This window comes from Pantoea sp. LMR881 (genome assembly GCF_027157825.1).
GTDB classification, from domain to species: Bacteria; Pseudomonadota; Gammaproteobacteria; order Enterobacterales; family Enterobacteriaceae; genus Pantoea; species Pantoea haifensis.
The window spans coordinates 3,119,138-3,145,124 of sequence record NZ_JAPVOK010000002.1 but is presented as its reverse complement, the minus strand read 5'-3'; the positions used below and the strand labels follow the sequence as shown (position 1 = coordinate 3,145,124).

25 protein-coding genes and 5 tRNA genes are annotated in these 25,987 nt (G+C 49.3%); 5 read left to right on the top strand and 25 right to left on the bottom strand.

All coding sequences use genetic code 11. From position 1 onward, the window contains the following. Positions 1 to 211: 211 nt before the first annotated feature. Entirely contained in the window at positions 212 to 739 is a 528-nt protein-coding gene (locus O3W44_RS16655) for a GNAT family N-acetyltransferase (RefSeq protein WP_269293918.1), read from the top strand. A 103-nt stretch (positions 740 to 842) separates the two neighbouring features. On the opposite strand, the gene rplS is transcribed toward O3W44_RS16655, so the two are convergent. From rplS to ffh, 5 genes are all read right to left on the bottom strand, one after another. Next, complete coding sequence (gene rplS / locus O3W44_RS16650) at positions 843 to 1,190, bottom strand: 50S ribosomal protein L19 (protein WP_031374778.1); 348 nt, start codon at positions 1,188 to 1,190, stop codon at positions 843 to 845. A gap of 42 nt (positions 1,191 to 1,232) precedes the next feature. Further along, positions 1,233 to 1,997, bottom strand: a complete 765-nt coding sequence (trmD, locus tag O3W44_RS16645) for a tRNA (guanosine(37)-N1)-methyltransferase TrmD (protein WP_269294468.1) — start codon at positions 1,995 to 1,997, stop codon at positions 1,233 to 1,235. A gap of 35 nt (positions 1,998 to 2,032) precedes the next feature. Further along, positions 2,033 to 2,581 carry a ribosome maturation factor RimM gene (gene rimM, locus O3W44_RS16640; protein WP_269293917.1) on the bottom strand — a complete coding sequence of 183 codons (549 nt, stop codon included), beginning with the start codon at positions 2,579 to 2,581 and terminating at the stop codon, positions 2,033 to 2,035. A 2-nt stretch (positions 2,582 to 2,583) separates the two neighbouring features. Then, the gene (gene rpsP / locus O3W44_RS16635; RefSeq protein WP_269293915.1) at positions 2,584 to 2,847 is read right to left on the bottom strand and encodes a 30S ribosomal protein S16; all 264 of its coding nucleotides are present in this window, start codon (positions 2,845 to 2,847) and stop codon (positions 2,584 to 2,586) included. Positions 2,848 to 2,988: 141 nt separating this feature from the next. Next, the gene (gene ffh / locus O3W44_RS16630) at positions 2,989 to 4,350 is read right to left on the bottom strand and encodes a signal recognition particle protein (protein WP_269293914.1); all 1,362 of its coding nucleotides are present in this window, start codon (positions 4,348 to 4,350) and stop codon (positions 2,989 to 2,991) included. A 167-nt stretch (positions 4,351 to 4,517) separates the two neighbouring features. On the opposite strand from ffh, the gene O3W44_RS16625 reads away from it, so the two are divergent. Further along, positions 4,518 to 5,318 (top strand): cytochrome C assembly family protein, encoded by an 801-nt coding sequence (locus O3W44_RS16625; RefSeq protein WP_269293913.1) that lies wholly within the window; start codon positions 4,518 to 4,520, stop codon positions 5,316 to 5,318. Positions 5,319 to 5,334: 16 nt separating this feature from the next. Beyond that, positions 5,335 to 6,621, top strand: coding sequence for an HlyC/CorC family transporter (locus tag O3W44_RS16620; RefSeq protein ID WP_269293912.1), 1,287 nt, complete (start codon positions 5,335 to 5,337; stop codon positions 6,619 to 6,621). 52 nt (positions 6,622 to 6,673) lie between these two features. Here the strand turns inward: O3W44_RS16620 and luxS are convergent, their stop codons facing one another. From luxS to tam, 15 genes are all read right to left on the bottom strand, one after another. Further along, a complete protein-coding gene (gene luxS / locus O3W44_RS16615; protein WP_269293910.1) occupies positions 6,674 to 7,189 on the bottom strand; it encodes an S-ribosylhomocysteine lyase in 516 nt (171 codons plus the stop codon). A gap of 149 nt (positions 7,190 to 7,338) precedes the next feature. Next, positions 7,339 to 8,943: a glutamate--cysteine ligase gene (gshA, locus tag O3W44_RS16610; RefSeq protein WP_269293909.1), complete on the bottom strand. Its 1,605-nt coding sequence runs from the start codon at positions 8,941 to 8,943 to the stop codon at positions 7,339 to 7,341. 31 nt (positions 8,944 to 8,974) lie between these two features. Continuing rightward, positions 8,975 to 9,403, bottom strand: a complete 429-nt coding sequence (locus O3W44_RS16605; RefSeq protein WP_269293908.1) for a YqaA family protein — start codon at positions 9,401 to 9,403, stop codon at positions 8,975 to 8,977. After that, a complete protein-coding gene (yqaB, locus tag O3W44_RS16600) occupies positions 9,400 to 9,966 on the bottom strand; it encodes a fructose-1-phosphate/6-phosphogluconate phosphatase (protein WP_269293907.1) in 567 nt (188 codons plus the stop codon). Before yqaB ends, O3W44_RS16605 begins: the two co-directional genes overlap by 4 nt. Positions 9,967 to 10,510: 544 nt before the next feature. Further along, positions 10,511 to 10,587: transfer RNA gene (locus O3W44_RS16595), tRNA-Arg, on the bottom strand. 169 nt (positions 10,588 to 10,756) lie between these two features. Beyond that, a tRNA-Arg gene (locus O3W44_RS16590) sits at positions 10,757 to 10,833 on the bottom strand. 193 nt (positions 10,834 to 11,026) lie between these two features. Beyond that, positions 11,027 to 11,103: transfer RNA gene (locus O3W44_RS16585), tRNA-Arg, on the bottom strand. A 186-nt stretch (positions 11,104 to 11,289) separates the two neighbouring features. After that, positions 11,290 to 11,366: transfer RNA gene (locus O3W44_RS16580), tRNA-Arg, on the bottom strand. A gap of 9 nt (positions 11,367 to 11,375) precedes the next feature. Continuing rightward, a tRNA-Ser gene (locus tag O3W44_RS16575) sits at positions 11,376 to 11,468 on the bottom strand. 284 nt (positions 11,469 to 11,752) lie between these two features. After that, positions 11,753 to 11,938 carry a carbon storage regulator CsrA gene (gene csrA, locus O3W44_RS16570; RefSeq protein WP_008927091.1) on the bottom strand — a complete coding sequence of 62 codons (186 nt, stop codon included), beginning with the start codon at positions 11,936 to 11,938 and terminating at the stop codon, positions 11,753 to 11,755. Between the two features lie 248 nt (positions 11,939 to 12,186). Beyond that, positions 12,187 to 14,814, bottom strand: coding sequence for an alanine--tRNA ligase (alaS, locus tag O3W44_RS16565; protein ID WP_269293906.1), 2,628 nt, complete (start codon positions 14,812 to 14,814; stop codon positions 12,187 to 12,189). 122 nt (positions 14,815 to 14,936) lie between these two features. Next, positions 14,937 to 15,461 (bottom strand): regulatory protein RecX, encoded by a 525-nt coding sequence (locus O3W44_RS16560; RefSeq protein ID WP_269293905.1) that lies wholly within the window; start codon positions 15,459 to 15,461, stop codon positions 14,937 to 14,939. A 113-nt stretch (positions 15,462 to 15,574) separates the two neighbouring features. After that, positions 15,575 to 16,645: a recombinase RecA gene (gene recA / locus O3W44_RS16555; RefSeq protein WP_269293904.1), complete on the bottom strand. Its 1,071-nt coding sequence runs from the start codon at positions 16,643 to 16,645 to the stop codon at positions 15,575 to 15,577. A gap of 97 nt (positions 16,646 to 16,742) precedes the next feature. Further along, positions 16,743 to 17,237, bottom strand: coding sequence for a nicotinamide-nucleotide amidase (pncC, locus tag O3W44_RS16550; RefSeq protein WP_269293902.1), 495 nt, complete (start codon positions 17,235 to 17,237; stop codon positions 16,743 to 16,745). Between the two features lie 105 nt (positions 17,238 to 17,342). Beyond that, a complete protein-coding gene (gene tam, locus O3W44_RS16545; protein ID WP_269293901.1) occupies positions 17,343 to 18,119 on the bottom strand; it encodes a trans-aconitate 2-methyltransferase in 777 nt (258 codons plus the stop codon). Positions 18,120 to 18,280: 161 nt separating this feature from the next. On the opposite strand from tam, the gene O3W44_RS16540 reads away from it, so the two are divergent. Beyond that, the gene (locus tag O3W44_RS16540; protein ID WP_269293900.1) at positions 18,281 to 19,168 is read left to right on the top strand and encodes a dihydrodipicolinate synthase family protein; all 888 of its coding nucleotides are present in this window, start codon (positions 18,281 to 18,283) and stop codon (positions 19,166 to 19,168) included. Positions 19,169 to 19,207: 39 nt separating this feature from the next. Here O3W44_RS16540 and O3W44_RS16535 read toward each other — a convergent pair whose 3' ends face one another. From O3W44_RS16535 to O3W44_RS16525, 3 genes are all read right to left on the bottom strand, one after another. Further along, positions 19,208 to 19,543, bottom strand: coding sequence for a zinc ribbon domain-containing protein YjdM (locus O3W44_RS16535; protein ID WP_269293899.1), 336 nt, complete (start codon positions 19,541 to 19,543; stop codon positions 19,208 to 19,210). 83 nt (positions 19,544 to 19,626) lie between these two features. Continuing rightward, the gene (mltB, locus tag O3W44_RS16530) at positions 19,627 to 20,709 is read right to left on the bottom strand and encodes a lytic murein transglycosylase B (RefSeq protein ID WP_269293898.1); all 1,083 of its coding nucleotides are present in this window, start codon (positions 20,707 to 20,709) and stop codon (positions 19,627 to 19,629) included. Next, the gene (locus tag O3W44_RS16525) at positions 20,679 to 20,960 is read right to left on the bottom strand and encodes a hypothetical protein (RefSeq protein WP_269293897.1); all 282 of its coding nucleotides are present in this window, start codon (positions 20,958 to 20,960) and stop codon (positions 20,679 to 20,681) included. Before O3W44_RS16525 ends, mltB begins: the two co-directional genes overlap by 31 nt. Positions 20,961 to 21,077: 117 nt before the next feature. Between O3W44_RS16525 and mutS the strand changes: the two genes are divergently transcribed. Then, entirely contained in the window at positions 21,078 to 23,621 is a 2,544-nt protein-coding gene (gene mutS / locus O3W44_RS16520) for a DNA mismatch repair protein MutS (protein WP_269294467.1), read from the top strand. 183 nt (positions 23,622 to 23,804) lie between these two features. On the opposite strand, the gene rpoS is transcribed toward mutS, so the two are convergent. Continuing rightward, on the bottom strand, positions 23,805 to 24,797 hold the full coding sequence (gene rpoS, locus O3W44_RS16515) for an RNA polymerase sigma factor RpoS (protein ID WP_269293895.1): 993 nt from the start codon (positions 24,795 to 24,797) through the stop codon (positions 23,805 to 23,807). A gap of 51 nt (positions 24,798 to 24,848) precedes the next feature. After that, positions 24,849 to 25,949 (bottom strand): murein hydrolase activator NlpD, encoded by a 1,101-nt coding sequence (gene nlpD / locus O3W44_RS16510; RefSeq protein WP_269293894.1) that lies wholly within the window; start codon positions 25,947 to 25,949, stop codon positions 24,849 to 24,851. Positions 25,950 to 25,987 lie beyond the last annotated feature (38 nt).

Sequence of the window (25,987 nt, the reverse complement as noted above, 5' to 3'; positions counted from 1 at the left end):
TGCAATTAATAATGTACAGTTTTCTTTCCCTCTGGGGATTTGAGTTCAAAGTTGTTATATAAAGTATTGTTATTTAATTATTTTTATCAAAAAGAAGAGTCGTGCACATCCACAAATAGTGTATAATTTAATTTACACCAAGCCACCTTCTTTTCATTGCCTGATTTGTTAAGCTGGGCGATAGCATCCAAATTTTAAGGAGAACCCTCCCTTGAATCGCTTTCCTGACATCAATTTGCGCCCTTTTCACGTTAATGACACGCCTGCTTTTGCCGCCGCGGTAAACGGTTCGCTCGATACTTTATTGCCGTGGATGGTTTGGGCACATGTCGATTATCAGGAACATGAAGCGGCCAGCTGGATTGCCTTTACCCAGTGGCAAAGAGAAAAAGGTGAAGCAGAAGAGTTTGCCATTGTGGATAAACATGATCGGCTGCTGGGCGGTGCAGGTATCCGCTTTCCACGTCACCCCGGCGATTTCAGTGCGATAGGCTATTGGGTTCGTAGCGATGCTCAGGGCAACGGTATTGCCAGCCGTGCCGTTATGCATCTGCTTGATATTGGCTTTAAACGGCCAGACGCAAAAGTGATTGAAATTCTTGCTGCGGAAGAGAATAAAGCAAGCAGAGCGGTGGCAGAAAAATGTGGCGGACAGTTTATAGATTATCGTTACGGATTGATCGTTTTAGACAGCAGCCCGGTCAATACGGCAATTTATCACTTTCACCGTCCATCCTGAAAAACAGGATATCAGGCAACATTACGCACGGTATAAAAAAGGGGCTGGCATCACGCCAACCCCTTGTTTGCTATTAACTTTTAGATGTCGCGTTAGCGATACCTTAGTTAAGACGCTCTTTGATACGAGCAGACTTACCAGTACGCTCACGCAGGTAGTACAGTTTGGCTTTACGCACAGCGCCACGACGTTTAACAGTGATACTGTCAATGACTGGTGAGTGAGTCTGGAAAACACGCTCAACGCCTTCGCCGTTAGAAATCTTGCGAACAGTGAATGCAGAATGCAGACCGCGGTTACGAATAGCGATAACCACGCCCTCGAATGCCTGCAGACGTTTTTTAGAACCTTCAACGACCCATACTTTCACTTCCACGGAATCACCCGGACGGAAGGAAGGTACGTCCTGTTTCATCTGCTCTTGTTCAATTTGCTTGATAATGTTGCTCATAATTAAATCTCTTATCCTGGGTAAACTGATAGTCGGGGAAGATTACTCTTCCACATCATCGTTTTGTTGCTGCTGAAATTCACGTTTGAATTCCTTTAGCAACCTTGCTTGCTCTTCAGTCAGAGCCAGGTTTTCCAGAAGTTCAGGTCTTCTTAGCCAGGTACGGCCTAGCGACTGTTTCAGGCGCCAACGGCGAATATCAGCATGGTTTCCAGACAGTAATACTGCCGGGACTTCCATGCCTTCTAACACTTCAGGTCGGGTGTAGTGTGGACAATCCAGCAAACCTTCCGAGAACGAATCCTCATCGGCTGACGCTTGCTTACCCAGCACACCTGGGATAAACCGGGCGACTGAGTCAATCAATGTCATTGCTGGCAGTTCCCCACCGCTGAGTACGTAATCGCCGATTGACCATTCTTCATCAATTTCGGTTTGGATTACGCGCTCATCAATCCCTTCGTAGCGCCCACAGACCAGAATTAATTTGTTCTGTGTCGCCAGCTCGCAAACGCCCTGTTGGTCGAGTTTGCGCCCCTGAGGTGAAAGATAAATCACCCTGGCTCCGTCTCCCGCCGCTGCTTTCGCTGCGGAGATGGCATCCCGTAAGGGTTGTACCATCATCAACATTCCCGGTCCGCCGCCGTAAGGACGATCATCCACGGTACGGTGCCGGTCGTGCGCGAAGTCGCGTGGACTCCAGCTTTGAATGTTGAGCAGGCCATTTTTTACTGCCCGGCCAGTTACCCCGTAATCGGTAATAGCGCGAAACATTTCTGGAAACAGGCTAATAACACCAATCCACATTGTATTCGCCGTTACGTTACCGTTTGATTCGGAGATCAAAAACCAGGATCCCAATCTACTTCAATGAGACCAGTAGAGAGATCGACTTTCTTGATAACCTGTTCATCAAGAAACGGAATCAACCGCTCCTGTACACCGAATGCATCTTTCAGGTTTGCCTTAACGACAAGCACGTCGTTCGAGCCGGTTTCCATCATGTCAATGACTTTACCCATTTCGTAGCCGTCGAGGTTAACTACCCGGCAACCCATAAGGTCTTTCCAGTAATAGTCGCCTTCGTCCAGCGCAGGCAACTGCGTCGAGTCAACCATAATTTCGCAATTGGTTAACTGGGCCGCAGCATCACGATCGTCAATGCCTTTGACTTTGATGATCAGATCCTGATTATGGTGCTTCCAACTTTCCAGTTCGATCGGCTGCCATTTACCGGCACGCTGAATAAACCAGGGTTGGTAGTCGAAGATGCTTTCAGCGTCTTCAGTGGAGGAAAACACTTTGAGCCAACCGCGGATGCCGTAAGCTGCCCCCATCTTACCCAAAACAATGGGTTTAACTGGAGGCTGTGCGGCAAGTTGTTTGCTCATGCTCACCACCGTGACAGATTAAGCTGCTTTTTTGCTTCTTTGATCAGCGCGTTAACGCGATCAGAAAGCGTTGCGCCCTGGCCAACCCAGTGCTCGATGCGGTCGAGGTCCAGACGCAGACCTTCAGCCTGACCAGAAGCGATCGGGTTGAAGAAACCTACGCGCTCGATGAAGCGACCGTTGCGTGCATTGCGGCTGTCAGTAACGACGACCTGATAGAACGGACGCTTTTTTGCGCCGTGACGTGCCAAACGAATTGTTACCATAACATCCTCTTCAGTTAATAAAACACCCGGCCCCCATCGAGGAACGGGGTCCGGGTGCTGTATAAAAAGCCCGAAAATTTTACTCATTTTGGCGCAAAAAGCAACCTGTGAGCACTTCTTTCCGACTTTTTTGTGGAACGATTAACGTCCCGGGAAACCTGGCGGCATCATACCTTTCATACCACGCATCATTTTTGCCATGCCGCCCTTCTTCATTTTCTTCATCATACGCTGCATATCGTCGAACTGCTTAAGTAAGCGATTGACATCCTGCACCTGCATACCTGAACCGGTCGCGATACGACGTTTACGCGAACCTTTAATGATTTCTGGCTTTTCACGCTCTTTGCGCGTCATGGAATTGATGATGGCCTCCATGCGCACCAGCACTTTGTCGTCCATTTGTGATTTAACGTTATCCGGCAGTTGGCCCATGCCCGGCAGTTTGCCCATCAGGCTTGCCATGCCGCCCATATTGCGCATCTGCTTCAGCTGTTCCAGGAAGTCGTTAAGATCAAATCCATCGCCCGTCTTCAGCTTTTTGGCTAACTTTTCTGCCTGTTCGCGATCGACTTTGCTTTCGATATCCTCAATCAGCGACAGCACATCACCCATACCGAGGATACGTGATGCAATGCGCTCGGGATAAAACGGCTCCAGCGCCTCGGTCTTTTCACCCACACCCATGAATTTGATGGGCTTGCCGGTAATATGACGAATTGACAATGCCGCACCACCGCGCGCATCACCATCGACTTTCGTCAGGATCACACCGGTCAACGGCAGTGCTTCGTTAAATGCTTTAGCTGTATTAGCGGCATCCTGGCCGGTCATGGCGTCAACCACAAACAGCGTTTCAACCGGATTGATGGCGGCATGAACCTGTTTGATTTCGTCCATCATCGCTTCATCAACGTGCAGACGGCCGGCGGTATCCACCAGCAGCACGTCGTAAAACTTCAGTCTGGCTTCTTTCAGCGCGTTATTAACGATGTCGACCGGTTTCTGCGAGAGATCGGAAGGACAGAAATCGACGCCAACCTGCTGTGCCAGCGTTTCAAGCTGTTTGATGGCTGCCGGACGGTAAACGTCAGCGGAAACAACCAGCACTTTCTTTTTGTGCTTTTCACGCAGGAATTTGCCCAGTTTCCCGACGCTGGTGGTTTTACCCGCACCCTGCAAACCCGCCATCAGCACCACCGCAGGCGGCTGTGCAGCTAAATCCAGCGCGTTGTTTTCAGCGCCCATCGCCGCGACTAATTCATTGCGAACGATTTTGATGAATTCCTGGCCAGGCGTCAGGCTTTTGTTAACGTCATGGCCTACCGCGCTCTCTTTTACGCGGTTAATAAACTCACGTACGACCGGCAGGGCAACGTCAGCTTCGAGTAACGCCATGCGGACTTCACGCAGCGTGTCTTTAATGTTTTCTTCAGTGAGCCTTCCGCGGCCACTGATATTGCGCAGGGTTTGCGACAAACGATCGGTCAAATTATCAAACATTGTCTCTCACTTAAAAAAATCGCGAGGCGCCTGATCGGCAGAATGCGGCGGATTATAACACGAAGCATCAGCGATCTCTGCAATTGCCCCTCAGATCGTTTGGAGCCAGCTGCTGCTGGCGCTATACTGCTTTTTTCCTTATATCTGACTGATACCTGAAAGGATCTATGTCCGTTTTCGCACTAGTGGCGCTGTTCGCCTACTCTCTGAGCCTTGCATTGATCATCCCCAGCTTGTTGAAACGTAACAGTGGCTGGCGGCGAATGGCGGTGCTTTCTGCCTGCGTGGCGCTAATTACTCACGCGGTCGCATTGCAACAGCGCATTTTTGCCGTCGACGATGGACAGAACCTGAGCCTGCTGAATATTGGCTCGCTGGTGAGTTTACTCATCTGCTCAATCATGACTATCGTGGCTTCGCGCAATCGTGGCTGGCTGCTGCTGCCTATTGTTTACAGCTTTGCCTTAATCAATTTGGCCTTTGCTACTTTTGTACCCAACGCCTTTATTACCCACCTGGAAACCACGCCGGGTATGATGATTCATATCGGCCTGTCGCTGTTCGCCTATGCTACGCTAATCATTGCGGCGCTTTATGCACTGCAACTGGCCTGGATCGATTATCAGTTAAAAAATAAAAAACTGGCGTTCACGCAAGATATGCCGCCGCTACTCACTATCGAGCGCAAGATGTTTCACATTACTCAGGTCGGCGTGGTGTTATTAACGCTGGTGTTGTGCACAGGCCTGTTTTATATGCACAACCTGTTTAGTGCTGAGAATCTCGATAAAGCGGTGCTTTCTATTATCGCCTGGTTCGTCTATATCGTTTTGCTTTGGGGTCATTATCATGAGGGTTGGCGCGGTCGTCGTGTTGTCTGGTTCAACTGTGGTGGCGCGCTGCTGTTAACTATGGCTTACTTCGGCAGTCGCATTGTACAGCACCTTCTCATTCACACGCCTCGCTAATTAAGGAAGTTCTGCGTTGGAACATGTTTCAACCACCACGCTGATTGTTACGTTAATCATTATGGTTCTGGTTTCGGCTTATTTTTCAGGGTCAGAAACCGGCATGATGACACTCAATCGCTATAAACTGCGCCATCAGGCGAAAAATGGCCATCGTGCCGCCCGCCGCGTCGAAAGATTGTTACGACGCCCCGATCGGCTGATCAGTCTGGTACTGATTGGCAACAACCTGGTCAATATTCTTGCTTCATCCCTTGCTACCATTGTCGGGATGCGCCTGTATGGCGATGCTGGTGTTGCTATCGCTACCGGCGTGTTGACGTTTGTGGTGCTGATTTTTGCCGAGGTGCTGCCAAAAACTGTCGCGGCGCTCTACCCGGATAAAGTGGCCTACCCCAGCAGCGTACTGCTCGGTCCCTTGCAATACGTCATGTTGCCGCTGGTTTGGTTGCTGAACTCTATTACCCGTATTTTAATGCGCGTAGTGGGCATCAAAACTGACGGTTCGATCAGCTCGGCATTAAGCAAAGAAGAACTGCGTACCATTGTTTACGAGTCGCGCAATGTTATGTCGCGCCGTAATCAGGATATGCTGCTGTCAGTACTCGATCTGGAAAAAGTCAGCGTGGATGACATTATGGTGCCGCGCAATGACATTGTTGGCATTAACATCAACGATGACTGGAAATCAGTTGTGCGTCAGCTTAGCCACTCACCGCACGGTCGCATCGTTCTGTTTCGTGATTCGCTGGATGATTGCGTGGGCATGCTGCGCGTACGTGAAGCCTGGCGCATGATGACGGAGAAGAAAGAGTTCACCAAAGAGACGCTGCTGCGTGCTGCCGATGAAATTTACTATGTGCCTGAAGGCACGCCTTTAAATATTCAGTTGGTTAAATTTCAGCGCAACAAGAAGAAGGCTGGCCTGGTGGTGGATGAATATGGTGACATTAAAGGTTTAGTCACTATTGAGGATATTCTGGAAGAGATTGTTGGTGACTTCACCACCTCTATGTCGCCTTCACTGGCGGAAGAAGTGATGCCGCAAAATGATGGTTCGGTATTGATTGAAGGCAGCGCCAGCGTGCGTGAAATCAATAAAGCATTCAACTGGCATCTGCCAGAGCAGGAAGCGCGCACCATCAATGGCATGTTACTGGAAGCGTTAGAAGAGATCCCTGAAATTAATACACGTATACAGATTGAGCACTACGATATTGATATCCTGGATGTACAGGACAACATGGTGAAACAGGTGCGTATTACACCACAAACGCCGTTAAAATCTTCTGTCGGTTCATAAAGCAAAAACGCCGCATCTTAGCGGCGTTTTTGTTTGCAGCTTACGGCAAAAACTAAATATGCAATTCCTGCAGCTTCGCTTCTGGCAGTTTCAGGTCGTCATTGTAGTTCACACCAATATCATGGGCTAATACGTTGCGAGCGATCTGTTGTGCCTCATCCAGCGAGTGCAGCTTATAGCTGCCACACTGATATTCGTTAAGCTCTGGGATTTGATTCTGATCTTTTACCTTCAGAACATCTTCCATTGCGCCTTTCCACGCTTTAGCAACGCGCTGCTCATCTGGCGTACCGATCAAACTCATGTAGAAACCGGTGCGGCAGCCCATTGGCGAAATATCGACGATTTCCACGCCTTCACCATTCAGGTGGTTGCGCATAAATCCTGCGAAGAGATGCTCAAGCGTGTGAATGCCACGCTCAGTGAGAATTTCTTTATTGGGTCGACAGAAACGCAGGTCAAAAACGGTAATCGTATCGCCATGCGGCGTCTTCATGGTCTTCGCTACACGCACTGCGGGCGCGGCCATGATGGTATGATCAACAGTAAAACTATCCAGTAGTGGCATTACGTCACCTCCTGTTCTGAGAATTTTTTTAAAACGATGAAACTTTTCTGTTCGCCCAACGTCTGAATATATGAAAGACGCGCATTTGTTATCATCATCCCTGACAACAGAGATGTTAATTTGGCCACATTGATGTGGCCTTTTTCTTTTTAACCTTCCCGGCTGGCCAGATAGGCTTCAAAATCCAACGTATCGCTCGCTTCAAGCTGCTGCTGTGCCAGGAGAGATGCTTTCGCCTGACGCGAGAAATCATCTTCACTCAGCACTTCTAACGGCTCTTCACACAGTAAATGACGATACTGCTCTGCTAAAGCCACACCGGTTCCGGTTACGCCATCCTCTTTCATGGCATTAAGAATGCGCGCCGAATAGGTTAGCTCAGGATCATCAAACGATGCCACCAGTTGGTCGCACACTTGTTGATATTGCGTGCTGCCCTGATTGCTGTCCAATACCTCCGCCACACGACGCAAGTCTGCAAACAGCGTTTTACCTACTTCCTGCAATGAATGCTCCGCTTCACCGCAGCCCACTTCAATTTTTTGTCCGGGTTTGCGGCCTTCCAGTACGACACGGTTCCAGTTTTTACGATTGCATTGCAACTCTTCAGCACTCATTTCGGGCGCATCTGCCAGCGTACACCAAATCAGGAACAGATCGAGGAAGCGTACCTGATTTTCATCCACGCCGATTGCGGAGAACGGATTGATATCAAGCGAACGCACTTCGATATATTCAATGCCACCACGCAGCAGCGCATCTGATGGTGCCTCACCTGAACGTGTGACACGTTTTGGACGAATAGGGGCATAAAGCTCGTTCTCAATCTGCAATACGTTTGTATTGAGCTGAAGCCAGTTACCGTCTGCATCCCTGGTGCCCATCTCGGCAAATTCGTCTGACGGCGTTTTGATCGCCTTCTTCAGTGCTGAGACGTAACCTTCCAGCGAATTAAACGTAATGCCGAGCGAGCTTTGTGATTTGTTGGTATAACCGAGATCGCTCAGACGCAGAGAGGTGGCGTAAGGCAGCCATAACATCTCTTTGTCATTGGTTTCGAACGGCAACGCACTTTCGCGCCCCTGCAAGAAACTAGAGCTAATGGCAGGTGAGGCACCAAACAGATAAGGAATAACCCAGCCGAAGCGATAGTAGTTGCGGATCAGGCGCAAATAGCCTGCGGAGATGGTTTCTTTACCGCTCTCAACATCTTTTACATCGGCCCACTCTTGCCAGAAAGACAGCGGCAGCGAAAAGTTATAATGAATGCCAGAAATGGTTTGCATCAGCGCGCCATAACGGTTTTTTAACCCTTCACGATACAGCGTTTTCATTCGGCCAATATTGGATTTGCCATATTGGGCTAATTCAATTTTGTCCGCGTCTTCAATCACGCATGGCATGCTAAATGGCCACATGCGTTCTTCACCCAACTCACGGGCAACGTGACGATGAATATCGCGTAAAACAGTCAGCATATGATCGATGCTGTGATCGACCGGCGTGATAAATTCAAGCAGCGTTTCAGCAAAATCAGTGGTGATCCAGTCATGCTTGAGCGCAGATCCTAAAGATTCAGGATGTCCGCTTTCAGCAAGATGGCCATTCGGCTGTACTCGCAATGTTTCACGTTCGATGCCACGCCCAATACCTTTCAAGGCATTAGGATGCGCTTCTAACCAGGAGAGCGCCTTTGATACGTCCGGGATCACATTAACCTCCCGCTGTGAGAATAATTTATTTTTGTTCAGCATAATGTTAACCGTAGCCTCGAATCTGTGCGAATCAATGCCACCATTGCATGCCCTGTAATGTGGCGGTCGCGATAACGATATAACGCAGTGTTTTACCAACAGCAAGAAACAGCATTGTCGGGAGCCAGGCGAAGCGTAACCAGCCAGCGAGAACGCATAGCAAATCACCCACCACTGGCAACCAGCTAAATAACAGTGCTGCAGGTCCTAATCGGTTCAACCACGTCATTGCTGTGTCATGCCATCGCCCCTGGCGCTTTAGCGGCAGTAAGCGACCAATAAGAAGGTTAGTTAAGCCGCCGAAGGTGTTTCCCAACGATGCAGCCACAATCAACCCATACACTGATGCCTTTTGAGCCATCAGTAATGCAATCAGCAGTGCTTCAGAGCTTCCTGGAAGAAGCGTCGCGCTTAAGAAACTGCTGCCAAACAAGGAAGCGTAAGCAAGGATTTCACTCACAATAAGCGAACATCAACGACATCCATACCAGCTGCTTTTGCCGCCTGCACACCAAAATCGGCGTCTTCGAAAACAACACAACGTTCCGGCGCTACACCCATCAGTTCAGCGCAGCGTAAAAAAGTGTCGGGTTCAGGTTTATGGCGTTGTACGTCATCAGCCCCCACCACGGCGGTAAAGAGACTGCGTACGTTCAGGTGATTCAGCAATGCATCAGCCATGCTGTGTTCGCTGCCGGTGCCCACCGCCATCGGACGACGACCATGATAAGCCTTCACCACATCCATTAAAGGAAGTGGACGTACATTTTCCAGTAACATGGCTTTTACTGCGGCACTCTTCTCAGCTGCAAGGAGATAAGGATCGTGAGTCGATTGATTTGTTTCAACAATAAACTGGGCCAGTCGCCAACTCGGTGCGCCATTGAAATCAACCATGCGAGCTTCATCCAGCGTAAGTCCATAACGCGCCAGTACCTGATGCCACGCTTTTCGATGTGTCGGCTCGGTGTCAAGAATGGTGCCGTCCATATCGAAAATCAGGGCGTCATATTGATCGTACATTGTCACTCCGGACTTTGAACAAATAAGACATTACTTTAGCTTAATGCGCCCAGGTTGTCGCCAGGTGACATGAACAGCAAATGCTTTGAAAGCATTAGCAATTTTCGTTTTCAGATAAAGGTGATGATGCGAAACTGAACATAACCTTTCGGAAAGGCTGCGATTTTTAACAATCTGAAGATTTACAGGGAAAGCGATGTGAATGTTTTCGGCAGAGAAAAGCGGGAGAAGATGTTTTAATTTTTTAATGAAGAAGTTTGTCGGCACAAGCTTTTGAAGAGAGAAGGTGCATTCGGGAGGATGACTAGCCCTGCGGGCCGTGGCTGAAGCGACGTTATCAACCCTGATGCTGTCTGGCGGTACAGCAGATCATATCAGACTGGAAACACTCTTTTATCTCTAAAGAGATGGTGTATCCGGTAGGATTACCCGGCTTACGCCTCGCCCTTCGGGCCGTTGCTAAAGCAACGTTATCCACCCTGATGCTGGCTGGCGCTACAACTTGTCATGTCAGACCGGGAATGCTTTTTCATATCCGAAGATATGGTGCATCCGGGAGGATTCGAACCTCCGACCGCTCGGTTCGTAGCCGAGTACTCTATCCAGCTGAGCTACGGATGCATCGGTAAAACGGGGGAATAACTGAAGCAATGGAGATGTGTTGATGCAGCAAATCTGCATAACCCGGCTTGCGCCTTGCCGTTGCTAAAGCAACGTTATCCACCCTGGTGCTGGCTGGCGGTACAACTTGCCATGTCAGACCGGGAACACTTTTCCATATCCGAAAATATGGTGCATCCGGGAGGATTCGAACCTCCGACCGCTCGGTTCGTAGCCGAGTACTCTATCCAGCTGAGCTACGGATGCATCGGGAAATCGTTTTTAATGGACTTTCAGAAATCAACCTGGGAATGATACGAAGAATGGTGCATCCGGGAGGATTACTCGGCTTACGCCTCGCCCTTTGGGCCGTTGCTAAAGCAACGTTATCCACCCTGGTGCTGGCTGGCGGTACAACTTGCCATGTCAGACCGGGAACACTTTTCCATATCCGAAGATATGGTGCATCCGGGAGGATTCGAACCTCCGACCGCTCGGTTCGTAGCCGAGTACTCTATCCAGCTGAGCTACGGATGCATTTAAAAATTCTTGTACAACGCAGGGTGCTAACTACTCACCATGACAGGAACGACCTATTCACAACAACTTTATTTCCGGCCATGTATTCAGGAAAATCATCTGGCTTACGCCCAGACCACTCCGGCGCTGCTGACGATATAACGTGTCATACAGACCGTGAATACATTTCCATATTCAAAAATATGGTGCATCCGGGAGGATTCGAACCTCCGACCGCTCGGTTCGTAGCCGAGTACTCTATCCAGCTGAGCTACGGATGCATCGGAAAATGGCGGTGAGGGAGGGATTCGAACCCTCGATACAGCTTTTGACCGTATACTCCCTTAGCAGGGGAGCGCCTTCAGCCTCTCGGCCACCTCACCTTACGCGTTCTTCCGAACTGTGCTTCTGAACTTTGTAACCGCTCATCGGCACTGCGTGGCGCACATATTACTTTCCCGCACTTATAAGTCAAACAAATTTTTCCCGCCTTTTGTCTGTTTGAACAAATGACAGCCAATTAGCATAAAATCAAGACAAAAAGAGTGAATAATCAACAAAGAAAGGTTGTTCAGGTTAACAAAAAAGAGAATTTGGACAGTTAAGAAAAGCGGAGAATTGGTGTGAAAGCGGTAGCGCCTCGCAGAAATGCGAGACGCTGAATCCGTTAAACGCTCGTTTGCTGTGTTTTTTCGGCCTGGATGCGTTGATAAATCTCTTCGCGATGTACAGACACTTCCTTCGGCGCATTAACACCGATGCGAACCTGGTTACCTTTAACACCCAGCACCGTTACAGTCACCTCATCACCAATCATGAGGGTTTCACCAACTCGACGAGTTAGAATAAGCATTCTTTGCTCCTTGAAAGATTAAAAGAGTCGGGCTTGTTCGGACTCCCGGCATTATCCATCATTAAACGCTGAACATTGACTATGAGGAATACACCAATGTACATCGATGCGCCAATACATTCTGCTGATAGTTAGTTTAGCCGAAATACACTACATCAACCTGACTTTGTCATTACATGGGTGACATCGTATGAAAAAGCGCCGGAACAACAGTTCTGACGCTTATCACGATGTATTGTTTTATTTCATTACAAGTGGCTGGAAACCCATGCCTCAACACTGGCCAGCGCGCCTTTGAGAGCAGTAACATCGGTACCGCCTGCTTGCGCCATATCTGGACGTCCGCCGCCTTTACCGCCAACCTGTTGTGCCAGCCCCGCGATCAACTCCCCTGCTTTGACGCGATCGGTCAGATCTTTAGTGACGCCAGCAATCAGCGAAACTTTGCCGTCAGACACTGTAGCCAGAACAATCACAGCCGAGCCTAGCTGATTTTTCAGATCATCTACCATGGTGCGCAGCATTTTCGGCTCCACGTTACTCAGCTCGCTCACAAGCAGCTTAGCCCCTTTTACATCTACGGCCTGACTACTTAATGAAGCACTTTCCTGTGCTGCCTGTTGATCGCGTAGCTGCTGCAACTCTTTTTCTAGTGCACGCACATGATCAACCAGACCGCGGACTTTCTCGTTCAGGTTAGCACTGTTCGCTTTAACAAGCTGAGCAATGTCATTCAGTTGACTGGTTTGTGCATTGACCTGCGCCAGAGCACTTTCCCCCGTCACCGCTTCGATGCGGCGCACGCCTGCTGCTGTACCCGATTCAGCCTGAATACGGAAAAGCCCGATATCTCCCGTACGAGCCGCGTGAGTTCCGCCGCACAGCTCTACAGAAAAATCACCCATCGTCAGTACACGCACTTGCTGGTCATATTTCTCACCAAACAAGGCCATTGCACCTTTAGATTTCGCTGCTTCAAGCTCCATCACTTCAGTTTCGACCGGCAAATTGCGACGAACCTGAGCATTGACGATATCTTCGACCTGACGAATTTCATGCGGTTTCATCGCTTCAAAGTGCGAGAAATCGAAACGAAGATATTTATCGTTTACCAGTGAGCCCTTCTGCGCCACATGATCACCTAAAACCTGACGCAGTGCAGCATGCAGTAAGTGGGTGGCTGAGTGATTCAAGCGAATACGCGCACGTCGCACTGCATCAACTTCTGCTTCCAGTCGATCGCCAATGCGCAATTGACCTGTTACCAGCTTACCGATATGACCAATCGCCTGACCATATTTTTGTGTGTCCTGCACAGTAAATTCAGCATTCTTCCCTTTAAGTATGCCGGTATCACCAACCTGGCCGCCAGACTCACCATAAAAAGGTGTTTCATCCAAAACAACCACGGCATCCTGACCAGCCTCGATAACGTCAACGGCTTCGCCTGCTACATACAGTGCTTTGACTGTCGCAGCCAGATCCAGTTGTTCGTAACCTTTGAAAGCAGAGGCTGCGTCAATGTGAATAACGTTACTATAGTCAGCGCCAAATCCACTGGCCTCACGCGCGCGTTGACGCTGCTGTTCCATCGCTTTTTCGAAGCCCGCTTCATCGATCTTCAAATTACGCTCACGGCAGACGTCTGCCGTTAAGTCAGCAGGGAAACCGAAGGTGTCATAAAGACGGAAAACCGTTTCGCCGTCTAACGTGTCACCCTGAAGACGAGCCAGCTCTTCGTCCAACAATGCCAGGCCGCGCTCAAGCGTTTTAGCAAACTGCTCTTCTTCGCTTTTCAGTACATTCTCTACTTGCGTTTTCTGGCGTGCCAGCTCTTCACCCGCAGCACCCATAACATCAATCAATGGTGCGACCAGCTTATAGAAGAATGCCTCTTTAGCGCCCAGCATGTTGCCATGACGTACAGCGCGACGAATGATGCGACGCAATACATAGCCACGATTTTCATTGGAAGGAATAACACCATCTGCCACCAGGAAGGCACAAGAGCGAATATGATCGGCAATAACACGCAATGATTTATTGTCGAGATCGGTAGCGCCAGTCACGTTAGCGACAGCCTGAATCAGTTTATGGAACAGGTCGATTTCATAGTTAGAATTAACGTGTTGCAGAACGGCAGAAATCCGCTCAAGCCCCATACCAGTATCAACAGAAGGCTTGGGTAACGGCAGCATTGTGCCATCGGCCTGGCGATTAAACTGCATAAAGACGATATTCCAGATCTCAATGTAGCGATCGCCATCTTCTTCCGGGCTTCCTGGCGGGCCACCCCAAATATGATCGCCATGATCGTAGAATATTTCACTGCACGGACCGCACGGACCGGTATCGCCCATTTGCCAGAAGTTATCTGAAGCGTAAGCACTGCCTTTGTTATCACCGATACGGATTATACGTTCGTGTGGAACGCCGATGTCATTAGCCCAAATGTCGTAGGCTTCATCATCCGTTTCATAAATTGTTACCCACAAACGTTCTTTCGGCAGCTTAAACCACTGCTCGCTCGTTAACAGTTCCCAGGCAAACGCAATCGCTTCTTTCTTGAAGTAGTCACCAAAACTGAAGTTACCCAACATCTCAAAAAAAGTATGATGGCGTGCAGTGTAACCTACGTTTTCCAGATCGTTGTGCTTACCACCGGCGCGCACACAGCGTTGCGAGGTCGTCGCTCGTGAATATTCACGCTTATCTTGTCCAAGGAAAACATCTTTAAACTGGTTCATACCGGCGTTGGTAAACAGCAACGTCGGATCGTTATTCGGTACGAGGGAGCTGCTGGTTACAACCTGATGTCCCTTGCTATGAAAAAAGTCGAGAAACGCTTGACGGATCTCAGCAGTGCTCTTGCTCATAAATATCCTGAATCACGCTAACGAACGTTCCGTCTCCTCAGGTAAGCCGCATCCGCACGGCTTACATGTTCAGCGGAACAAAAAGTGGGAATAAGATAAATTTTCTTCAGTGGGAAGTAAAATTACATCGGCTCCTGACCATCAAAATTTCTAAAAACGGCCTGAATATCTTCCATTAAAAAGCCTTTCGACTGCAAAAATCGCTGCACTTTAGCTTTTTCTTTCCATTCTTTGGGTAAAGGGAGGCCGAATTTACGCTCTGCAAGTTGGAAGGCACATTGCGCCCAGTCAATGCTGGTCTCTTGCATCGCTATATCAATAGCCTCACGTTCAATTCCCTTTTGCGTGAGTTCCAGTCGTATACGTTGTGAACCATAACCTTTGCGACTGCGGCTTTGAATAAAACGCTCAGTGAAACGCTCATCGTTTAACCAGCCGTTTTCCTGGCACCAGTCCAGCACCTTATCCATTTGTTCATCGGTAATAACGTCAGGCGTTTTTTGCTGCATCCAGGCTGCGCGTTGTGCTGACTGCTGCAGTTTGCGCTTCAGTTCTTCACGGCTGTGATCCCGCTGCGTCAATATGCGCATTGCACGATCAAGCAAACGAGAAAAAGTGATGACTTGTGGTTGAGGTTGTTCAGACATACTGCTCACCTTTTGCAAACGGGGGGAATTATGGCGGCAGAAAAGAGTAGATGAAAGACACAGAGAGGCGGGAAAAACAAACGGGAGTGGATTTCTCCACTCCCGCAATCATATTAGAAGTCTTCGTTAGCTTCGCTAGCAGCGTTTTCAACATCGTCCGCAGAAAAATCCGCTGGGCCAGTTTCACCGCTGCTGTTAAGCAGCATATCACGCAGCTTCTGATCGATTTCGTTGGCCACGGCAGCATTTTCCTTCAGGAAATTGCTGGCGTTCGCTTTACCCTGACCGATCTTATCGCCATTGTAGCTATACCACGCACCCGCTTTCTCAATTAGCTTGTGCTTCACGCCCAAATCAACCAGTTCACCAAAGGTGTTGATGCCTTCGCCGTACATGATCTGGAACTCAGCCTGCTTGAATGGCGCAGCGATTTTGTTTTTCACCACTTTAACACGTGTTTCACTGCCCACCACGTTATCGCCTTCTTTGATCGCGCCGATGCGACGGATATCAAGGCGAACAGAAGCATAGAATTTCAGCGCGTTACCACCAGTAGTGGTTTCCGGGTTACCAAACATCACACCAATTTTCATACGGATCTGGTTGATGAAAATCAGCAGGGTATTTGACTGCTTCAGGTTACCCGCCAGCTTACGCATCGCCTGGCTCATCATACGTGCCGCAAGGCCCATATGTGAGTCACCAATTTCACCTTCAATTTCCGCTTTTGGCGTCAGCGCAGCAACGGAGTCAACGATAATAACGTCAACTGCACCAGAACGCGCCAGCGCATCACAAATCTCTAACGCCTGCTCACCGGTATCAGGTTGTGAACACAGCAGATTATCGATATCCACGCCCAGCTTTTTCGCATAGACAGGATCAAGCGCATGCTCTGCATCGATAAAGGCACAGGTTTTGCCTTTGCGCTGTGCCGCGGCGATAACCTGTAAGGTCAGCGTCGTTTTACCAGAGGATTCAGGACCGTAAATCTCGACGATACGCCCCATTGGCAGGCCACCAGCGCCCAACGCGATATCCAGAGAGAGTGAGCCAGTGGAAATGGTCTCTACATCCATTGAGCGGTCTTCACCCAAACGCATGATGGAGCCTTTACCAAACTGTTTCTCAATCTGGCCCAGCGCGGCAGCTAAAGCCTTCTGTTTGTTTTCGTCAATTGCCATTTCTACTCCTAATCATGCCGGGGAAAAACACGCACACACGGTGCCTGCTCTCTTTCTGTTGCTGACAATTATACTGTATAGTCATACAGTATCAAGCTTAATTTGTCAGAAATTCATCATGTAATTTCTGTAATGCCCAGGCCACTGACTGGCGACGCACGGCTTCACGGTCACCGGTAAAATGCTGGCAAAAAGTGCTTACATTTCCTTGAGGTGCAGCAAATCCGAACCAGACTGTTCCTGTTGGTTTTTCCGCACTGCCACCATCGGGCCCGGCAATACCGCTGACTGAAACAGCATAGTCTGCTCGCGCAGCATGTTGCGCGCCTAAAGCCATTTCGCGCACAACGGTTTCGCTCACCGCACCGTGCTGCGCTAATGATTCAGCCTGAACATTGACCAGTTCCTGTTTAGCTTCATTACTGTAGGTTACGAATCCACGTTCAAACCAGGCCGAACTGCCGCTGACGTCCGTAAATACTTTAGCGATCCAGCCGCCAGTACACGACTCAGCGCACGTTACTGTCGCCTTTTGCTGTTTCAATCGATTACCAATTTCAGCACTAAGCCGCATCAATTGCTGGTCATTCATCGTTTATCTCCTGTCACCCGCCAGCTGAACGTGGGGTAAAAAATGCCGTTTTTCAAGGTATTTTCCCTCAATTAACAGCAATTTGTGCACGGGGTTGCAATGTCTTTAACCTTTTTTCATCGCGACGATGAAAAGACGCGGGAAAGCCAGCAAAACCCGACCATCTGCTTGTGGCGGATAAGCTGCCAGCAATTGTTCATGGTAAGCCTGCAAATAATCTGTTTGTTCTGCACGATTAAGCGGAGCCAGAAAAGGCCGTAATCCTGTGGATTGCAGCCAGGTGACAATAGCCTGTACATCCGGCATCACGTGATAGTAAGTTGCACGCCAGATATCAACTTCACATCCCGCCTGAGTCAGCAAATCATAATATTTTTCGGCTGTAAGTAACGGATTTCGTTCATCCCGTTGCGTACTTAATCCTCTGTCCCGGCGACTGTTTTCAGCAACCTCTCGCATCAGTCGATGAGAAGGCTCATCAAGATTATCTGGCATTTGAACAGCAAGCGTTCCCGCTGAATCGAGCTGGCTGACTAAATGCGGAAAAAGCGTGGCGTGCTCCTCTACCCAGTGTAGTGAAGCATTAGCATAAATGACTTGCTGTGGCACATCAGGTTGCCAGGTTCGGATATCAGCATGAATAAAAGTGCATTGTGGCAGACGTTCACGCGCCTGTTTAAGCATGGCTTCTGAACTGTCCAGGCCGGTAATTTTTGCCTGGGGCCAGGCATCAACTAACAATTCAGTGCTGTTTCCCGGACCACATCCTAAGTCCGTTACATAGCGAACGTCAGGCTGTGAAACACGCGCTAATAGTTCTTTAGCCGGCCGTGTTCTTTCGGCTTCAAACTGACGATACAGCTGGGGGTCCCACTCTTGCATAATTGACCGTCACCTCTTTTCTCATCTGCTATAAAAGAGCGTTAAAACGCGAAAAAATGCGATGCCAGCTCCATTTTTGTATGAAACGGTGGCAAGGCTGCTAACAGCTCATTAACTTAAAACAGCGTTTCATTTTACCAAAGACTATTCAGGAGTTGTTCATGACAGCACAATCAGCTTTCTCCGGCGTTTGGTGCCCTTCCGTTACGCCGTTTGATAACCAAGGCAAAGTAGACATCGAAGCTCTGGGACGCCATTTTACGCGTCTGACGACATCAGGTATTGATACGCTGTTATTAATGGGAAGTATTGGCGAATTTGCCTCACTGACCCAGCAAGAAAAATTATTCCTGATACGTGAAGCGCGTTCGCTGTCAACGCTAAAGATGGTAGTCAATATTTCCAGCACTTGTGTGCCGGATATGCTTGAGTTAGCAGAAGCAGCCTGGAAAAATGACTTCGATGCAGTAATGGTTCTGCCGCCCTATTACTACGGCCAGACGCAAAATCAACTTTTACACTATTTTGAGACACTGGATAAGCAACTGGGCGGTAAATGGTTTGCCTATAATTTTCCTGCTCGTACAGGATGCGATCTTACCCCAGCACTGATGAGTGATTTAGCTGCTCGCCTGCCCAATTTTATCGGCATTAAAGATACGGTGGATTGCCTGTCGCACAATCGCGCTTTGATTGAAGAGACGAAAAAGGTGCGCAGTGATTTTGCCGTACTCTCTGGCTATGACGAGTATCTGCTACCGAATCTGCTGGCGGGTGGAGCCGGCGTCATATCTGGGTTGAATAATATTGTTCCAGAGCTTTTTGCGGAGGCAATGCAAGCCTGGCGCGGCGGTAATCTGGTCGAATTAGCGCGTATTCAACAGCAGATTGGCAAATTGATGGCGATCTATACATTGGGAGATGATTTTGTCACAACCATCAAGACTGCCGTATCGCACCGTTTCGATTCTATGACCAGCGTATCACGCAATTATGGCGGTACGCTCAGCAAGCAGCAGTGCGAAGCGATTGATCAACTTTTCGGATAACGTCTGCTTGGGCGCGTTAATGCGCCCCTTAAATCAAACTCAGCTTTTTTTAACAAATTCAGATTTAAGCTTCATCGGACCAAAACCCTCAATTTTACAATCGATGTTATGGTCACCCTCAACTAAACGGATGCCTTTTACTTTAGTGCCAATCTTCAGCGGAGTAGAACTTCCCTTCACTTTCAGATCCTTGATTACCGTTACGCTGTCGCCGTCAGCCAGTAAATTGCCATTAGCATCATGCACGACTAACTTATCAAGGCTGCTTTCAGCCTCTTTTTCGCTCCAGATGTGCCCACAAGAAGGACAGTTAAGATTATCACCCTCTTGCCAGGTGTAATCAGCGTGACAAAGTGGACAAGCAGGTAAAGACATAAGCACTCCAGAATGTGTTACAGCAAACATGATGACGCCGAAAGGGCGCCATCATATAGCCTTACACTTCATAAGGACAACGATTAAAGCATCGATCCTTGACGTGCTTTACTTACCGCCTCACCCAACTGCCATACCGCCATCGCATAATGCGTACTGTGGTTGTAGCGCGTAATCACATAAAAATTAGGCAAGCCGTACCAGTATTGATAGCTGGTACCTAAATCGAGTCGTAATAAGCTGACCTGATTATTACCATCCAGCGACCCTTGCGGAGACAAACCTGAAGCGGCAAGCATACTCACGCTGTAATTTGTCTTGAAGCCATTCTCCAGAAGCGGTGCCTGACCACTTGCCGGAACCGCTACGTTCTGTCCGCTTTTCCAGCCATGCTGTTGAAAGTAGTGTGCCACGCTGCCAATAGCGTCAACCGGATCCCACAGGTTAGCATGACCGTCACCGTTGAAATCGACAGCGTATTCCTTATAAGAGGACGGCATAAACTGACCGTACCCCATCGCACCCGCAAACGATCCGCGCAGATCCAAGGGATCGTCTTGTTCGTTACGCGCCATTAGCAGGAACGTTTCGAGCTCGCTACTAAAGTAAGCCGCACGCCGTGGATAATTAAAAGAGAGCGTCGCCAGCGCATCCAAAATGCGGGTTTTGCCCATCACACGGCCCCAGCGCGTTTCCACGCCAATGATCCCAACGATAATTTCCGGCGGTACGCCATAAACTTGCTGGGCACGTTGCAACGCATCCTGGTATTGATTCCAGAAAGCGACGCCATTTTGCACGTTATCGGGGGTGATGAATTTATTACGGTAGCGAATCCAGGCGCCGTTAGGCCCGCTCGGCGGCGTGTAAGCGGGTGCCTGACGATCCATTAAGCGCAAAACATAATCCAGACGTTTAGCCTGGCCAATCACCGCGTGCAGTTGTTGGCGGTCAAAACCGTGTTTTTCCACCATTTGGTCGATAAATTGTTCTGCGGCAGGATTACCTGCAAAGTCGCCAAACATCGGCTGAACCGCATGGGAAGGTTCTAACAGAAATCCCCCTTTCGGCGCGGTTTCAACAGCCATTTGCTGCGGGGTTTGTGGCTTACTGCTACAGGCAGCAAGCAAAGCAATCAGAGGAAGAAAAGAAACCTTAAAACGCATTCGATATCCATAAGCCAGCCCATACCAGTAATCGTCATGGTAATCGTTAGGCGCAGCGACTTACAGACCGACACTTTAAAAAAACGAACTTTCTGCGCTTTTAAGCCCTTAACGTGCAATTTTGTGAGCTGTCTCGGTAGGTTAACGATCCAGAATGAAAAGAGATTTTTTTGGCGCAATGGCTTTGCTATGTTCGTCGCCAGAGAAAGGATGCCGGATGAAGCTTTAGCGGGAAAAGTGGTAACATTCATTTTTTGCGCCCCGCGAATACATTGCGATGCGCCATTCTGTCAGGACGGTTTCATTATCGTTACGGGAAAGAGGAAGAATCAATCTTGAGTGAGAATGAGATCAAAGGAGCAGAGCAAATGGACTTCAGTACCCATACGCCAATGATGCAGCAATATCTTCGCCTTAAGGCTGAGCATCCCGATATTCTGCTGTTCTACCGCATGGGCGATTTCTATGAGCTGTTTTACGATGATGCGAAACGGGCTTCGCAGCTGCTGGAAATCTCATTAACGAAACGTGGCGCCTCAGCAGGCGAGCCTATTCCCATGGCAGGTGTCCCCTACCATGCCGTTGAAAGCTATCTGGCTAAACTTGTGCAACTGGGTGAATCGGTAGCGATTTGCGAGCAGATTGGCGATCCGGCTTTGAGCAAAGGGCCGGTTGAGCGCAAAGTGGTTCGTATTGTTACGCCAGGCACCATTAGTGATGAAGCCTTGTTACAAGAGCGGCATGACAATTTACTGGCGGCGATTGTTCAAACTGCACGCGGCTACGGTTACGCCACGCTCGATATCAGTTCCGGCCGCTTCCGCCTGAGCGAGCCATCGGATCTGGAGACCATGGCAGCTGAGTTGCAACGCACTAATCCCGCCGAGTTGCTGTATCCAGAAGATTTTCAGGCAATGTCATTGATTGAGCATCGTCGAGGGTTACGCCGTCGCCCGCTGTGGGAATTTGAAATTGATACTGCCCGCCAGCAGCTTAATCTGCAATTTGGCACCCGCGATCTTAGCGGTTTCGGTGTAGAGCAGGCCACCCTGGGGCTTCGGGCAGCCGGTTGTCTGCTGCAATATGTAAAAGATACCCAACGTACAACCCTGCCTCATATTCGTTCTCTCAGCATGGAGCGCCAGCAAGACAGCGTTATCATGGATGCTGCAACACGTCGTAATCTGGAGATTACTCAGAACCTGGCGGGTGGCACAGATAACACGCTGGCAGCAGTGCTGGACAAAACGGTAACGCCAATGGGCAGCCGCATGCTGAAACGCTGGCTGCATATGCCGCTACGTGATGTTCACATCATTAATCAGCGGCAAGAATCAATTGCAGAACTGCAAAATTTGTCTGAGTCACTGCAACCGGTACTGCGCCAGGTCGGCGATTTAGAACGCATTCTGGCACGTTTAGCCCTGCGCACTGCGCGTCCGCGCGATCTGGCGCGTATGCGCCATGCTTTCCAGCAATTTCCTGAATTAAATAGTTTGCTGGAAGATGTGGCCGCTCCACAGCTAAAAAAATTGCGTGAGCAAATGGGTGAGTTTGCAGAGTTGCGGGAACTGCTGGAACAAGCCGTTATTGAGTCCCCGCCCGTATTGATTCGTGACGGTGGTGTTATCGCTCCCGGCTATAATGCCGAGCTGGACGAATGGCGTGCGCTGGCGGATGGCGCGACAGATTATCTCGATAAGTTAGAAATTCGTGAACGAGAAAAACTGGGGCTGGATACGCTGAAAGTTGGCTTCAATGCTGTGCATGGCTATTACATTCAGGTGAGCCGCGGACAAAGTCATCAAGTACCCATGCACTATGTCCGCCGCCAGACCCTGAAAAATGCCGAGCGTTATATCATTCCGGAACTGAAAGAGTACGAAGATAAAGTGCTTACGTCAAAAGGCAAAGCACTGGCGCTGGAAAAAAGCTTGTATGAATCGTTATTTGATCAGTTACTGCCGCATCTGGAAGCCCTTCAGCTCAGTGCCTCTGCACTGGCTGAACTGGATGTATTAAGTAACCTGGCCGAGCGAGCCTGGACGCTGAATTATTGTCGGCCGGGCTTACAAAATAAGCCCGGCATCAAAATTACCGGAGGTCGCCACCCCGTTGTTGAGCAAGTGCTGAAAGAGCCGTTTATTGCTAACCCGCTGTCATTAGCGCCGCAACGTCGCATGTTAATCATTACCGGACCAAACATGGGCGGTAAAAGTACTTATATGCGCCAGGCCGCTCTGATTGCTCTTATGGCATGGATTGGCAGCTTTGTCCCGGCAGATGAGGCGCTGATTGGCCCACTTGACCGCATTTTTACGCGCGTCGGTGCAGCAGACGATTTGGCGTCTGGTCGCTCAACCTTCATGGTTGAAATGACCGAAACGGCCAATATTCTGCATAATGCGACCGAGAATAGCCTGGTGCTGATGGATGAAATTGGACGCGGTACCTCGACCTACGACGGCTTATCGCTTGCCTGGGCTTGCGCAGAAAATCTGGCAAACAGAATCAAAGCGATGACGTTATTTGCTACGCACTATTTTGAACTGACAACGCTGCCAGAAAAAATGGAAGGCGTCGTTAATGTGCATCTCGACGCGGTTGAGCATGGCGATACCATTGCGTTTATGCACAGCGTGCAAGAAGGTGCCGCCAGCAAAAGTTATGGACTTGCCGTGGCCGCGCTGGCGGGTGTACCGAAAGAGGTGATTAAGCGTGCGCGTAATAAGTTGAAAGAGCTGGAAACGGTGTCAAACCATTCAGCATCTTCAACAGTTGATGGTTCGCAATTGCCACTGCTTGTGGAGGAAACATCCCCGGCAGTTGAAGCACTTGAAGCCTTAGATCCAGACACCCTGACGCCACGTCAGGCACTGGAATGGATTTACCGCCTGAAGTCTCTGGTATAAGCCGCTTTTCCGCATTTTACCTTTCAGTAAGTCAGTAAGTCAGTAAGTCAGTAAGTCAGTAAGTCAGTAAGTCAGTAAGTCAGTAAGTCAGTAAGTCAGTAAGTCAGTAAGTCAGTAAGTCAGTAAGCAGAAATAAAAAAGCGGTGGTTTTCACCACCGCTTTTCGCATTAACACAGAGCTAATTATTCACGAAACAGTGCTTCAATGTTGAGGCCCTGCGCCTGCAAGATTTCGCGCAGACGGCGTAAGCCTTCAACCTGAATCTGGCGCACACGCTCGCGGGTTAAACCGATTTCACGGCCTACATCCTCAAGCGTTGCCGCTTCATAGCCTAACAGGCCGAAACGACGTGCTAACACTTCACGCTGCTTGGCGTTCAGTTCGAACAACCATTTAACGATGCTTTGCTTCATATCATCGTCTTGTGTGGTATCTTCCGGACCGTTGTCTTTTTCATCGGCCAGAATATCCAACAGCGCCTTTTCAGAATCTCCACCCAGTGGCGTATCAACTGATGTAATGCGTTCGTTGAGACGTAACATACGGCTTACGTCATCAACAGGTTTATCTAACTGCTCAGCGATCTCTTCCGCACTGGGCTCATGATCAAGCTTGTGAGAAAGTTCACGCGCTGTGCGCAGATAAACATTTAACTCTTTAACAATGTGAATCGGCAAACGAATTGTACGGGTTTGGTTCATGATAGCCCGTTCAATGGTCTGACGAATCCACCAGGTGGCGTACGTTGAGAAACGGAACCCACGTTCTGGGTCAAATTTCTCTACGGCGCGAATCAAGCCCAGATTACCCTCTTCAATCAGATCCAGCAGGGCCAGACCACGATTGCTGTAACGACGGGCAATCTTCACCACCAGGCGCAAGTTACTTTCAATCATGCGGCGACGAGAAGGAATGTCACCTCGTAATGCACGGCGTGCGAAGAAAACTTCTTCCTCAGCCGTTAACAAAGGAGAATAGCCAATCTCCCCGAGATAGAGCTGCGTCGCATCCAAAACGCGTTGCGTCGCCCCTTGTGACAACAACTCTTCTTCCGCTACGTCGTTATCACCAGGTTCGTTTTCAACGAGAGCCTTCTCATCAAAAACCTCAGCTCCGTTCTCCTCGAATTCCGCATTCTCATGTAACTCGTTTACTTTCAGCGTATTCTGGCTCATAAGCGGCTCCTACCCGTGATTCCAAGGCAGAACACCAGAGGTTCTGCCGGATTATCGCTGCGGTAAATAACGCAACGGGTTTACGGATTTCCCCTTGTAACGAATTTCAAAATGTAATCTAACTGAACTGGTACCGGTGCTACCCATGGTAGCGATCTTTTGCCCCGCCTTAACTTCCTGTTGTTCCCGGACCAGCATTGTATCGTTGTGGGCGTAGGCACTCAGGTAATCATCATTGTGTTTAATGATAATCAAGTTACCGTAACCCCGGAGTGCGTTACCTGCGTAAACCACCCTTCCTGATGAGGTAGCCACAACAGATTGTCCGCGCGATCCGGCGATATCGATCCCTTTATTGCCACCTTCCGCGGCAGAGAAGTTATCGATAATCTTCCCATCGGTCGGCCAACGCCAGCTTCCCACCGGCGTTGAACTATTGGTCGTGCTGCTGACCGTGGGCGGTGCGGTAACCACGGGAGCTGTTGTCGTTGCAACATTTGCTCCTTTCGACGGCAGAAGTTTACTGCCACTCGAATTACCCGAATCATCAGAATACGTAATAACAGGTTGCTGTGCAACAGCAGCAGTTTTAATTTGTGGAGAAGTTGGAACGCCACCCTGGGTTGCATCAGCAGCAGTAATGGCATTGCCTCCAGTGATCGGCTGGCCTGATCCATTACCCACCTGCAAAGTCTGACCCACGTTCAAGCCGTAGGGCGCCGGGACGTTGTTGCGTTGCGCTAAATCCCGAAAATCATTGCCGGTAATCCAGGCGATATAGAAAAGTGTATCGCCACGCTTTACGGTATAGGTCTCACCCGAGTAACTACCTTTCGGAATGTTCTGATAACTGCGGTTGTAAACGATGCGTCCATTTTGTGTCTGAACAGCGTTATCACCGCTAATCATTCCCCCACTATTTGGCGTGGAAGGTACATTTCCGCTTAACATTCCATTTTGTGAAGGCATAGATGGAACACTATTAGAAACGGCATTCGTCCCGCCGGACGCTGTGTTCATGCCGCCGCCATCACCAATACGGCTAATAGGTGCCTGTGTATTATCACTTGAGCTACAGCCCGCCAGCCAAAAACCTACCAGTGAAAGCGCCGCCAGACGGCGTAATTGAAAAATTGTGCTTCCCGTGCTCATTGATCCCCCGTGATGGCAACCCTGAATGTATCTGTCTC